General features: G+C 69.6%; 10 protein-coding genes. 5 read left to right on the top strand and 5 right to left on the bottom strand.

Annotated elements, in window-relative coordinates:
• Position 1 precedes the first annotated feature (1 nt).
• The 3 genes from A9976_RS25260 to A9976_RS25250 are packed head-to-tail and all read right to left on the bottom strand — an operon-like array spanning position 2 to position 3,335.
• Positions 2–811, bottom strand: coding sequence for an HpcH/HpaI aldolase/citrate lyase family protein (locus tag A9976_RS25260; protein WP_183021268.1), 810 nt, complete (start codon positions 809–811; stop codon positions 2–4).
• 11 nt (positions 812–822) lie between these two features.
• Positions 823–2,010 (bottom strand): L-rhamnonate dehydratase, encoded by a 1,188-nt coding sequence (gene rhmD, locus A9976_RS25255; protein ID WP_016452099.1) that lies wholly within the window; start codon positions 2,008–2,010, stop codon positions 823–825.
• Positions 2,011–2,039: 29 nt separating this feature from the next.
• On the bottom strand, positions 2,040–3,335 hold the full coding sequence (locus tag A9976_RS25250) for an MFS transporter (protein ID WP_013800166.1): 1,296 nt from the start codon (positions 3,333–3,335) through the stop codon (positions 2,040–2,042).
• A gap of 204 nt (positions 3,336–3,539) precedes the next feature.
• Between A9976_RS25250 and A9976_RS25245 the strand changes: the two genes are divergently transcribed.
• On the top strand, positions 3,540–4,559 hold the full coding sequence (locus tag A9976_RS25245) for a LysR family transcriptional regulator (protein WP_220808851.1): 1,020 nt from the start codon (positions 3,540–3,542) through the stop codon (positions 4,557–4,559).
• Here the strand turns inward: A9976_RS25245 and A9976_RS25240 are convergent.
• Positions 4,547–5,953 (bottom strand): PLP-dependent aminotransferase family protein, encoded by a 1,407-nt coding sequence (locus A9976_RS25240; protein ID WP_183021266.1) that lies wholly within the window; start codon positions 5,951–5,953, stop codon positions 4,547–4,549. The genes A9976_RS25245 and A9976_RS25240 overlap by 13 nt on opposite strands.
• A 118-nt stretch (positions 5,954–6,071) precedes the next feature.
• On the opposite strand from A9976_RS25240, the gene A9976_RS25235 reads away from it, so the two are divergent.
• The 4 genes from A9976_RS25235 to A9976_RS25220 all read left to right on the top strand — a co-directional run bounded on the left by A9976_RS25235 (position 6,072) and on the right by A9976_RS25220 (position 11,046).
• Positions 6,072–7,361 (top strand): hydroxymethylglutaryl-CoA reductase, degradative, encoded by a 1,290-nt coding sequence (locus tag A9976_RS25235; protein ID WP_183021265.1) that lies wholly within the window; start codon positions 6,072–6,074, stop codon positions 7,359–7,361.
• 41 nt (positions 7,362–7,402) lie between these two features.
• Positions 7,403–7,828 (top strand): hypothetical protein, encoded by a 426-nt coding sequence (locus A9976_RS25230; RefSeq protein WP_183021264.1) that lies wholly within the window; start codon positions 7,403–7,405, stop codon positions 7,826–7,828.
• 1 nt (position 7,829) lies between these two features.
• A complete protein-coding gene (locus tag A9976_RS25225; RefSeq protein ID WP_012202224.1) occupies positions 7,830–9,212 on the top strand; it encodes a tripartite tricarboxylate transporter permease in 1,383 nt (460 codons plus the stop codon).
• 166 nt (positions 9,213–9,378) lie between these two features.
• A complete protein-coding gene (locus A9976_RS25220) occupies positions 9,379–11,046 on the top strand; it encodes a YifB family Mg chelatase-like AAA ATPase (protein WP_183021263.1) in 1,668 nt (555 codons plus the stop codon).
• Here A9976_RS25220 and A9976_RS25215 read toward each other — a convergent pair.
• Positions 11,041–11,958, bottom strand: coding sequence for a LysR family transcriptional regulator (locus tag A9976_RS25215; RefSeq protein ID WP_183021262.1), 918 nt, complete (start codon positions 11,956–11,958; stop codon positions 11,041–11,043). The two genes, A9976_RS25220 and A9976_RS25215, sit on opposite strands and share 6 nt — an antisense overlap.
• Between the last annotated feature and the right edge of the window lie 44 nt (positions 11,959–12,002).

The raw sequence follows: 12,002 nt of genomic DNA, 5'->3' as shown, positions 1-12,002 counted from the left end.
TTCAGTAGGTGCGGGATGCAGGGGCCGCCTGGTCCGTGGCTTGCGTGGCTCGATAGCGACCCAGGTTGGCCAGCGCGGCCTGGCGCAGCAGGCTGATGTCGATGCCCACGGCGATGAAGCGGCAGCCCCAGTCCGCATAGCGGCGCGCATCTTCCTCGCGCGGCGCGAGGATGCCGCAGGCCTTGCCGGCAGCCAGCGTGGCCTCGACGGTGCGGCGTATGGCCTCCTGCACCTCGCCCTGGCTGGCGTCGCCCGCATGGCCCATGCCCGTGGACAGGTCGGCCGGGCCGATGAAGACGGCGTCCACACCCTCGACGGCCGCAATCTCGGCCGCATGGGCCACGCCCCGGGGCGACTCGATCTGCACGATCAGGCACAGCTGTTCATGCGCCGTGCGGATGTAGTCGGGCACGGCATCCCAGCGCGTGGCCCGCGTCAGGCCGCCGCCCACGCCGCGCACGCCGTGGGGCGGGTAGCGCATGGCACGCACCAGTTCGCGCGCCTGTTCGGCCGTCTCCACCATGGGCACCATCAGCGTCTGCACGCCCACGTCCAGCAGCTGCTTGATGAGCACGGTGTCGCCCTGCACGGCGCGCACCACCGGGTGCGTGGCGTAGGGCGCCACGGCCTGCAGCTGGGCCAGCAGCGTGGGCACGGTGTTGGGGGCATGCTCGCCGTCGATCAGCATCCAGTCGTAGCCCGTGGTGGCGATGATCTCGGCCGCATAGGGCGTGGCAAAGCCGGCCCAGATGCCGTACAGCGGCTCGGCGCGCCGCAGCGCGGCCTTGAAGGGGTTGGCAGGCAGTTGCATGGCGGGCTCCTTCAGTGCGTGTACGGGCGGTGCAGGGCGCACTCGGGATTGAGCTCCACGCCGAAGCCAGGCCTGTCCAGCGCCGACAGGCGCATGCGGCCGTTGACGGGCACGGGCTCCCCCAGCAGTTGCGGATGGAACATGGGCACGACCTCGTCGGCCTTGGGGGCCATCATCAGGAACTCGGCAAACGGGCTGTTGTGGCGCGTGGCCACGAAGTGATAGCTGTAGACGCTGGAGCCATGCGGAATGACCAGGGCCTGGTGGGCATCGGCCAGGGCCGAGATCTTGAGCAGCTCGGTGATGCCGCCGCACCAGCCCACGTCAGGCTGGATGATGTCGCAGCAGCCCATCTCCAGCAGCTGGCGAAAGCCCCAGCGCGTGGCCTCGTGCTCGCCCGTGGTCACCAGCATGCCGGTGGGCACGTTCTTGCGCAGGGCCGCGTAGCCCCAGTAGTCGTCGGGCGGCAGGGCCTCCTCGATCCACTTGAGGCCATGGGCCTGCGCACCCTGGGCCAGGCGCGTGGCGTAGTTCACATCCAGGCTCATCCAGCAGTCCAGCATGAGCCAGAAGTCCGGGCCCACGCGCTCGCGCATGGTGGCCAGCTCCTGCAGGTTGCGGCGCAGCCCTTCCTCGCCCTCGGCCGGGCCGTGGTGCAGCGGCATCTTGCCGCCGATGAAGCCCATCTTCTGCGCCAGGTCGGGCCGCGCGCCCGTGGCGTAGAACTGCAGCTCGTCGCGCACGGCGCCGCCCAGCAGCTGGTGCACGGGCTCGCCGCGCACCTTGCCCAGCAGGTCCCACAGCGCCAGGTCCACGCCGGAGATGGTGTTGATGACGATGCCCTTGCGGCCGTAGTACAGCGTGGACAGATACATCTGGTCCCAGATGCGCTCGATGTCGGTCACCCGGGCGCCTTCGAGGAAACGCGCCAGGTGCTTTTCGACGATGTAGGCCGCAGGCTCGCCGCCCGTGGTCACGGCAAAGCCCACGCGTCCGGCGCTGTCCTCGATCTCCACCACCAGCGTGCCCAGCACGTTGATGCCGAAGCTGCGGCGGCTTTGCCGGTACTCGGGGTACTTGGCCATGGGCGTGGCGATGTGGTCGTCGATCCAGTGGCCGTCGGACTGGTCGTGGTAGTCGGCGCCGCCGCCCTTGAGCGTGAAGGCGCGCACCTGCTTGATGGTGGGGATCTGTGTCATGGGATGGTTCTGCTCCGTGTGCAAGGGGTTCAGGCGGCGGACGGTGCGGCCAAGGCCGGCGCCAGGCGTGCGCGCACGCCCAGCACCAGGGCCGCAGCCAGCAGCGTGGTGCCGGCCAGCAGGTACAGGCCGGCCGCCGGGGAGTGGAAAAAGCCCTCGGCCCAGTTCTTGACGATGGGGGCGATGAAGCCGCCCACGGCGCCGAGGGAGTTGATGAAGGCGATGCCGCCAGCGGCCGCAGCGCCGGCCAGCGTGTTGGCAGGAAAGGTCCAGAACACGGGCTGCACGGCGATGAAGCCGGCCGCCGCCAGGCACAGCGCGGCCACACCCAGCAGGGGGCTGGAGAAACTCACCGATGCAGCCATGCCCACGGCAGCCATCACCAGCGTCAGGCTGGCGATGCCGCGCGGCTGGCCTGTTCGCTCGGCATGGCCCGGAATCCACCAGGCGGCCAGCAGCGCGCACAGCCAGGGAATGGCCGAGACCACGCCCACCAGCAGGCCCACCTTGGTGCCCAGCAGGCCCGCCACCTGGCTGGGCAGGTAGAACACCACGCCATAGACGCTGGCCTGGATCAGCAGGTAGATCAGCGCCAGGTAGAGCACGCGCGGCTGGCACAGCGCGGCCAGCAGGCTGTGGCCGTGGCTGCCCTTGGCGCGCTCTTCGCTGTCGAGAATGTCCTGCAGCAGCGCCTTGTCCTCGCGGCTGAGCCAGGTGGCGTCGGCGGGGCGGTTGTCCAGGTGGAAATACGCCCAGATGCCCACGGCCACCGCCATCAGCCCCTCCACCGCGAACAGCCACTGCCAGCCGTGCCAGCCACCCATGCCGTCCAGCTCCAGCAGCAGGCCCGACAGCGGGCTGCCGAAGATGAAGGCCAGCGGCGCGCCGAAGTAGAAAAAGCCCATGGCCTGCGCGCGGTGCGCAGCCGGGAACCAGTAGGTCAGGTACAGGATGACGCCGGGGAAGAACCCCGCCTCAGCCACGCCCAGCAAAAAGCGCAGCACGTAGAACGTGGTCTGGTCGTGGGCGAACATCATGGCTGCCGACACCAGGCCCCAGGTGACCATGATCCGGCACATCCACATGCGTGCGCCCACGCGGTGCATGATCAGGTTGCTGGGCACTTCCAGCAGCGCATAGCCTGCGAAGAACACGCCCGCGCCAAAGGCGAAGGCCGCATCGCTGATGCCGGTATCGGCCTGGAAGGCCACCTTGGCAAAGCCCACGTTGGCCCGGTCCAGGAAGGCCATGATGTACATGAGCAGCAAAAAGGGCAGCAGGCGCCAGGAGATCCTGGCGAGCAGGGGAGCGGGGAGTTTTTTCATGACTTTCCTTGCAGGCAATGAGAGGCCATCACGCCCGGTCGTCCGGAGCGCTGAAGGCGTGCTTTGTGAAGGTGCGAGCGCGGCCGCGGCGTTGGTGCCGGCCGCGTCAGCGCGTCATGAAACGGGCGATGGGCTGTGCATGTCTTGTCTCCTGGATTGGGTCTGTTTTTTCTTGTCGCAGGGCCAATGTACGGCGCATGATCGATGCTCAACAAATCGAATTTCGGTCACATCCGATACCTTGCGCTTATGCCTGCGAACACGCCCGAATCCGCCCCGCCCGTGCTGCACCGCAGCCTGCTCAACCGCCTGCGCTACAAGCACCTGCACATGCTGGTGGCGCTGGGATCGAGCCTGAACCTGCACCGCGCATCGCTGAGCCTGGCCATGTCCCAGCCTGCGGCCACGCGCATGCTGCGCGAGATCGAGGACATGTTCGGCTGCCAGCTCTTCGAGCGCCTGCCGCGCGGCATGCGGCCCACGGCGCTGGGCGCGCAGCTGGTGCGCTTTGCCGAGGCCTCGCTCAACAGCCTGGACCGCTGCGCCGAGGACCTGGCCGCGCGCCGCCAGGGCGGCTACGGCTACCTGTCCATCGGCACCATCATGGGCGCCGCACCCGACCTGGTGATGACGGCCGTGGCGCGCATGAAGGCGCAAAGCCCGCAGCTGCGGTTGCGCATCATGGGCGACACCAGCGACCAGATCCTGCGCCTGCTGGACCAGCGGCGCATCGACATGGCCATTGCGCGGCGCAGCCCTGCGGCCCACAGCAGCAGCTACAGCTTCGAGGAACTGGGCAACGAGCGGCTGCTGGTCGTCGTGCGCAGCGGCCATCCGCTGACACGCCGGCGCAAGCTGGGCTGGCAAGAGCTTGTCGGAGACTGGCCCTGGATACTGCAGCCGGCCACCAGCCCCGCGCGCATCGCGCTCGACCAGCTGCTGCAGCGCCTGGAACTGCCCGCGCCCGCCGACATCATCGAATGCAGCTCGGTGTACTCCATGCAGCAGCTGGTGCAGCTGACCGACGCCGTGATGCTGCTGTCCGAATCCGCGCTCAAGGACTATCTGCGCATGGGCCTGGTCAGGGCGCTGCCGGTCTGCATCGACGTGCCCATGGCGCCCTTCGGCATCCTCACCCGCACCGACGACGCGCCCACGCAGGAGCAGCAGCGCTTCATCGCGCTGCTGCGCGCGCAGGCCCGGGGGCTGGTTCAGGCGGGTTGAGCCAGCACCTGCCCCATCGCGGCCTGGAACCTCGGATCGAGCATGGCGCTGACGTTGCAGCGCGACCAGCGCGAGACGGCCGAGGGATCGACATGGAAGACACGGCCCGGCGCCATGCTGAGCTTGCGCGGCACCAGTTGCTCGGCCAGGCGCAGCGAGTCCTGCACACCTGGGAAAGCCACCCACAGGTACAGGCTTTGCGGGCTGCGCGCAAAGACCTCGCAGCCGTGGGCATCGAGCCAGCCCAGCGCCTGGGCCGTGGCCTGGCCCAGCTTGTGGCGCAGGCGCACCAGGTGGCGCTCGTAGTGGCCCTCGCGCAGCATCACGTCCACCATGCGCTCGCAGTACTCGGAGCCGCTGACGTGGATCAGCGCCTTGAGGTCGGCCAGGTCGCTGGCCAGCGCGTCGTTGCAGGCGATGAAGCCCACGCGCAGCGCAGCCGAGAAGGACTTGGAGAAGCTGCCGATGTAGATGGTGCGCTCCAGCTGGTCCAGCGTGGACAGGCGCACGGCCGAGGTGGGCTTGAAGTCGGCCAGCGGATCGTCTTCGACGATGAGCAGGTTGTGGCGCTCGGCCAGCTGCAGCACCTTGTAGGCGTTGGCGGCCGAGATGTCCGAGCCCGTGGGATTGTGGGCCAGCGACTGCGTGAAGAACAGGCGCGGCCGGTGCTGGGCCAGCAGTGATTCGAGCGCGGCCACGTCGGGCCCGTCGGCCAGACGCGGCACGCCGACCACATGGGCGCCGGCCAGCCTGAGCTTGCCGAACAGCGGGTAGTAGCCGGGCTCGTCCACGAGCACGGTGGCCCCCGGCGGCACGAAGTAGCGGATGACCAGGTCCATGGCCTCGTTGGCGCCATGGGTCAGCACCAGTTGGCCCGGCGTGGCCTGCAGGCCGAAGTCACCCAGCTTGCGCACCAGGCTGTCGCGCAGCGGCGCATAGCCGTAGCGGCTGCCGTAGCGGAACAGCGACCCCAGCCCCGTGCGCACCACCTTCTGGTGGTAGCGGTCCAGCCGCATGTCGGCCAGCCATTCCACGGGCGGAAAGCCGTCGCCCACGCCCACGCAGTCGGGCTGGGTCTTGAGCTGCTCGCGCATCAGCCAGACGATGTCCATGGCCCGACCCAGCTGGCCCGCGTCCTCATCGGTGCGCTGGGCACCGCGCCCCGAGCCCAGCACGTAAAAGCCCGAGCCCCGGCGCGGCTCCACGATGCCGCGCGAGACCAGCAGGTCGAAGGCCGAGACCACAGTGTTCTTGGCATAGCGGTGCAGCTGCGCCAGCTCGCGCAGCGAGGGCAGCTTGTCGCCAGGGCGGTACACGCCGTCGGCGATCTGCTGGCCGATCAGGTCGGCCAGCTTCTCGGCAATGGGGGCCGAGCGCCCTCTGGTGTCTGCCATGCGCCCTCCGTTCATGTTGCAGTGCGATGGTACTGTTCCCCGAAACTGTACCTTTTGAAAGCGGTACAGTTTTCCTACAGTCCGGCGACCAGAGTTTTGATCCGAGGAGATGTCTTCCATGGTTGCCGATTCGCGCCTGCCCAATTTCCGTGCCCTCACACCGGCCCAGCGCCGGGATTTCCTGGCCGATGCCTGCGGCCTGTCCGATGCCGAGCGCGCCCTGCTCGCTGCCCCCGGTGCCCTGCCCCTGGCGCTGGCCGACGGCATGATCGAGAACGTGTTCGGCAGCTTCGAGCTGCCGCTGGGCGTGGCCGGCAACTTCCGCGTCAACGGCCGCGACGTGCTGGTGCCCATGGCGGTGGAGGAGCCCTCGGTGGTGGCCGCCGCCTCGTACATGGCCAAGCTGGCGCGCGAGGACGGGGGCTTTCAGACCTCCAGCACGCTGCCGCTGATGCGCGCCCAGGTCCAGGTGCTGGGCGTGACCGATCCGCATGGCGCGCGCCTGGCCGTGCTGCAGGCGCGTGCGCAGATCATCGAGCGCGCCAACAGCCGCGACAAGGTGCTGATCGGCCTGGGCGGCGGCTGCAAGGACATCGAGGTCCACGTCTTCCCCGACACGCCGCGCGGCCCCATGCTGGTGGTCCACCTGATCGTGGACGTGCGCGACGCCATGGGCGCCAACACTGTCAACACCATGGCCGAATCGGTGGCGCCCCTGGTCGAGAAGATCACGGGCGGCAGCGTGCGGCTGCGCATCCTGTCCAACCTGGCCGACCTGCGGCTGGCCCGCGCCCGCGTGCGGCTCACGCCGCAGACCCTGGCCACGCAGGAGCGCAGCGGCGAGGAGATCATCGAAGGCGTGCTGGACGCCTATACCTTCGCGGCCATCGACCCCTACCGCGCGGCCACGCACAACAAGGGAATCATGAACGGCATCGACCCCGTCATCGTCGCCACGGGCAACGACTGGCGCGCGGTCGAGGCCGGCGCCCATGCCTATGCCAGCCGCAGCGGCAGCTACACCTCGCTCACGCGCTGGGAAAAGGATGCCGGCGGCGCACTGGTCGGCAGCATCGAGCTGCCCATGCCGGTCGGCCTGGTCGGCGGCGCCACCAAGACCCATCCGCTGGCACGCCTGGCGCTGAAGATCATGGACCTGCAGTCCGCCCAGCAGCTGGGCGAGATCGCCGCCGCCGTGGGCCTGGCGCAGAACCTGGGCGCCCTGCGCGCCCTGGCCACCGAAGGCATTCAGCGCGGCCACATGGCCCTGCACGCCCGCAACATCGCCCTGGTGGCCGGCGCCACGGGCGACGAGGTCGATGCCGTGGCGCGCCAGCTGGCCGCCGAGCACGACGTGCGCACCGACCGCGCACTGGAAGTGCTGGCCGCGCTGCGCGCCAGGGCCTGACCAGCGCGCGGCCACACAAACAAAAACCCAAGGAGACACACATGACAAGCAAGGATCCCGCCGACTGGCGGCTGGCCGAGGTCTGGGGCGACACCGTGGACCTGCGCCACCTGGCCTGGGCGATTGCCATCGGCACCGGCATCAGCGTGCTGGGCTTCTACCTGGCCAGCCGCTGGCTGGCCACGGTGGTCGAGTCGCGCCAGCTGGCCCACGCCTACGCCATGCTCGCGGGCCTGGCCGGCTGCGTGATCGCCGGCGTGATCTGCGCACGCGCCTTTGCGCCCAAGCGGGAAGTGACCGAGCTGGACACCTCGAACGACCCCGAATGGCGCCGCGAAGTGCTGGAGGAACTGGCGCGCCAGCCCGGAGGCCTGGGCACGGTGCAGGACCTGCCGCCCGCCGTGGTGCAGGAACTCAAGGAGCTCAAGCTCTACGAGCTGTTCGCCGACAAGGCCGGGAGGGCATGAGATGGAAGCCCTGCTGACCAATGACATCGCCGTCGCGGCCGCGATGGGACTGATAGGCGCCGTGGTGTTCGCCGCCATCGGCCTGGTCTCCGGAACGGACGAGACCACCACGCTGGCCCCGCTCACCCTGCTGGTGGTGCTGCTGGGCGTGCCGCCTGCGGGCGTATTCACCTTCTTCCTGGCCGGCGCCGTGGCCAAGCACATGACGCATGCCGTGCCCACGGCGCTGCTGGGCATTCCCGGCGACACGCTGGCCACGCCGCTGCTGCAGGACGCCAACATGCTGCGCAAGCTGGGCGTGCCCCATATCGCGCTGCGCAAGATGGTCTCGGGCGGCATCGTCGCGGCCTTTGTCGCCGTGCCGCTGGCCGTGCTGTTCGCGGTGATGCTGGCGCCTTTCGGCAGCATGATCACCAAGACGGCGCCCTGGATCTTCCTGGCCGCCGCCCTCCTCATCGCCTACTTCTCGGCGGGGCGCTGGGCCTCGGTCATGCTGCTGATTCCGTTCGTGGTGGTCATCATTGCGCTGCAAAGCCTCACCGCCAAATACGAGGTCAAGCTCAGCATCAGCTACTTCCTGGGCATTGCCATCGGGCCGCTGATCGCCGACCTGTTCACCGTGATCTCGCCAGCCGGCCGCCAGCGCATGCTGCGCGACAAGGTGCGCCAGTTCAACCTGGCGCCCGACGTGAAAGGCTGGTCAGGCTACTTCCCCAACCCGCTCAAGGTGCTGGACCGCGTGCAGACGCGCTGGACCCTGGCCACGGCCACCATCTCCAGCGCCACCTTCGTCTTCAGCCCCGTGGCCATGACCGTGGTGCTGGGCGAGCTGGTGGGCTCGCGCATCAAGCATGCCTACCACCGCCTGACCACGGTGCTGAGCGCGCGCAACGGCGTGACCGAGGCCACCTACATCGCCGAGGCGCTGATCCCTCTGATCGCCTTCGGCCTGCCGCTGAGCCCGGTGGCCGCCGGCCCCGCCGCGCCGCTGTTCAACGCGCCGCCGCGCTTCACCGTCGATGCCGCCACGGGCCAGGTGAACAACCTGCACAACCTGCTCAGCCACTGGGAGTTCCTGGGCTACGGCATGCTGGCCGTGCTGCTGGCGGCCCTCGTGTCCTACCCCTTCGCCATGAACTTCGCGCGCAGCGCGGCGCTGTTCGTCTCGCGCCGGGTCAGCCACGAAGCCATCATCGCCACCTTCGTGGGCCTGATCATCGTCATCAGCGTCTGGGAAGGCCAGTTGCTGGGCCTGCTCGTGATCCTGACCATGGGCCTGCTCGGCGGCCTGCTGTCACGCGGCTTCGGCTTCAACACCGGCGTGCAGTTCATGGGCTACTACACGGCCGTGCTGAGCGTTCCGGCGCTGGTGAAGCTGTTCTGATTTTTGCGCCGCAAGGGTCAGAACATTCTGAGATTTGGGGGCAGCGCCGCACCCGCCGCCCACAAGGTCCAAGGCCGTTGCCATACTGGGTCACCGAGGCCGCCGCACCGCTGGCGGCCTCTTCCTTTGTGTCTGGCTTTGTGTCTGTCGTTTCTGCGAGGTGCCCATGGGTCTGGCCCTGGTTCAAAGTCGTGCGCTGCTGGGGCTGGCCGCCCCGCGTGTCACCGTGGAAGTGCATCTGGCCAACGGCCTGCCGTCGTTCACGCTGGTGGGTCTGGCCGATGTCGAGGTCAAGGAAGCGCGTGAACGCGTGCGCTCGGCACTGCTGAACTCCGGGCTGGAGTTCCCGAGCAACAAACGCATCATCGTCAACTTGGCGCCCGCCGACCTGCCCAAGGATTCGGGGCGCTTCGACCTGCCCATTGCGCTGGGCATTCTCGCGGCCAGCGGCCAGATCAATGGCGATGCGCTGGCCGAGTATGAATTCGCGGGCGAGCTGTCGCTGTCGGGCGCCCTGCGGCCCGTGCGCGGCGCGCTGGCCACGGCCCTGGCCTTGCACCGCCAGCAGGACGGCGCCCGCCTGGTCCTGCCGCCGGGCAGCGCGCAGGAGGCGGCCTTCGTGCCATCGGCCCAGGTGTTCTGCGCGCACCACCTGCTGGACGTGGTGCGCCGCTTCATCACACGCTCGGCCAATGCCCTGGTGCAGACGGAGCAGGACACGGACGGTGCCGACGCCACTGACAACGGCGAGGATGCCGATGGCGCCCATGACATCGACAGCACCGACAGCACCGACAGCACCGACGATCTGCCGGCAGCCAGCGATGCCCGGCCCTGCCCCGGCCCGGGCTGGCATGCGGTGCAGCCGCAGCCCGCCGCCCCAGTGCGCAGCAGCCTGTGCCTGGCCGAGGTGCGCGGCCAGGCCCAGGCGCGGCGCGCGCTGGAAATCGCTGCGGCCGGAGGCCACGGCCTGCTGCTGGTGGGGCCGCCGGGCTCGGGCAAGTCCATGCTGGCCCAGCGCTTTGCCGACCTGCTGCCGCCCATGAGCGACGACGAGGCACTGGAGGCCGCCGCCATCGCCAGCCTGGCCGGCCGCTTCACGCCCGAGCGCTGGCGCCAGCGCCCCACGGCCAGCCCGCATCACACGGCCAGTGCCGTGGCCCTGGTCGGAGGAGGTTCGCCGCCGCGTCCTGGCGAGATTTCGCAGTCCCACCACGGCGTGCTCTTCCTCGATGAATTTCCCGAGTTCGCGCGCAGTGCGCTGGAGGCGCTGCGCGAGCCGCTGGAGACCGGCCAGATCACCATCGCCAGAGCCGCCCAGCGCTGCGAATTCCCCGCGCGCTTTCAGCTCGTCGCGGCCATGAATCCCTGCCCCTGCGGCCATTGGGGATCGACGGTGCAGCGCTGCCGCTGCACGCCCGACAAGGTGGCGCGCTACCAGGCGCGCATCAGCGGCCCGCTGCTGGATCGCATCGACCTGCATGTGGAAGTCGGCGCCCTGCCCCCGCAGGAGCTGCTGGCCGCGCGCTCGGGCGAAACCAGCGAGGCCGTGCGCGAGCGCGTGGTCCAGGCCCGCGCGCTGGCCGTGCAGCGCCAGGGCAGTGCCAACCACCAGCTCCAGGGCCAGGCCCTGGACGATCACCTGGGCCTGTCGCCCGAGGCCCTGGCCTTCGCCCACAAGGCCGCCGCACGCCTGGGCTGGTCGGCCCGCAGCACCCACCGCGCGCTCAAGGTGGCGCGCACCATTGCCGACTTGGCCGGCAGCGCGGCAGTGGAGACCGGGCATGTGGCGGAGGCCATGCAGTATCGGAGGGTGTTGCGGTTGCCGTCATGAGCCGGCAGGCACCAGGCCTTGCGCATCGACAGCCGCAACCTCCTGGTCGATCCCCAGCACCTCCACGCACGCACGCAGCGCAGGCGACCAGCCCTGGCGCGCGGGCACGACGAACCAGGTTTCCACGCGGGCGACTTCCTGGGCGAGTGCGCCGGGCAGGGCCGTGATGTGCACGCCGAAGCGGTGCTGCTGGGCCTGGACCACGCTGCGCGGCAGCAGGCCGTAGCCCATGCCGGCGGCCACGCAGCCGAGGATGGCGTCCAGCGATCCCATTTCCATGATGCGTGCGGCCACGCCGCGCGCGGCCAGCAGCAGCTCGATGCGCTGGCGGTAGCTGCAGCCCTGGCGGAAGGCCAGGAAGGGCACGGCGCTGAGCTGGGCGGCATCGGGAAAGCGCGGCAGCGCGAAGGCGGTGACCAGGACCAGTTCCTCCTCGAAGACGCGCCAGCCCTGCAGGCGGGACTGGGGCGGCATGCCCGAGACGAAGGCGCAGTCCAGCCGCCCGGCAAGCAGGTCGGCCAGCAGCTCGGCCGTGGTGGCCGTGCGCAGCTCCAGGTCCAGGCCGGGCTGGGCCTGGTGCAGGCGCGCCAGCAGCGGCGGCAGGCGCAGCGCGGCCGTGGTTTCCATGGAGCCTATGCGCAGCGCGCCTGCGGCCCGGGCGCTGCCCTGCAGCAGGGCCAGCGCCTCGTCATGGTCGGCCAGCATGCGCCGCGCGTATTGCTCCAGCAGGCGGCCGGCAGGCGTGGCGTGCACGGGCGCGCTGCGCTCCAGCAGTTGCACGCCGGCCTCGTCCTCGAGCTTTTTCACATGGGCCGTCACGTTGGACTGCACGGTGTGCAGTTGCTGCGCGGCGGCGCCGAAGCTGCCGCTGTCGCAGACGGCCAGGAACATGCGCAGGGACTTCAGTTGCATCGCGGCTCCAGTGACATCCATCTTCAATCGAGATCGACGCCATC

It is taken from the genome of Delftia sp. UME58, assembly GCF_014170385.1.
Taxonomy (GTDB): Bacteria; Pseudomonadota; Gammaproteobacteria; order Burkholderiales; family Burkholderiaceae_C; genus Comamonas; species Comamonas acidovorans.
This window is presented reverse-complemented; position numbering and strand designations above follow the sequence as displayed.

Coding starts and splice junctions, on each gene's coding strand:
- A9976_RS25260 (WP_183021268.1), bottom strand. CDS start 811: ATGCAACTGCCTGCCAACCCCTTCAAGGCCGCGCTGCGGCGCGCCGAG.
- rhmD (WP_016452099.1), bottom strand. CDS start 2,010: ATGACACAGATCCCCACCATCAAGCAGGTGCGCGCCTTCACGCTCAAG.
- A9976_RS25250 (WP_013800166.1), bottom strand. CDS start 3,335: ATGAAAAAACTCCCCGCTCCCCTGCTCGCCAGGATCTCCTGGCGCCTG.
- A9976_RS25245 (WP_220808851.1), top strand. CDS start 3,540: ATGCTCAACAAATCGAATTTCGGTCACATCCGATACCTTGCGCTTATG.
- A9976_RS25240 (WP_183021266.1), bottom strand. CDS start 5,953: ATGGCAGACACCAGAGGGCGCTCGGCCCCCATTGCCGAGAAGCTGGCC.
- A9976_RS25235 (WP_183021265.1), top strand. CDS start 6,072: ATGGTTGCCGATTCGCGCCTGCCCAATTTCCGTGCCCTCACACCGGCC.
- A9976_RS25230 (WP_183021264.1), top strand. CDS start 7,403: ATGACAAGCAAGGATCCCGCCGACTGGCGGCTGGCCGAGGTCTGGGGC.
- A9976_RS25225 (WP_012202224.1), top strand. CDS start 7,830: ATGGAAGCCCTGCTGACCAATGACATCGCCGTCGCGGCCGCGATGGGA.
- A9976_RS25220 (WP_183021263.1), top strand. CDS start 9,379: ATGGGTCTGGCCCTGGTTCAAAGTCGTGCGCTGCTGGGGCTGGCCGCC.
- A9976_RS25215 (WP_183021262.1), bottom strand. CDS start 11,958: ATGCAACTGAAGTCCCTGCGCATGTTCCTGGCCGTCTGCGACAGCGGC.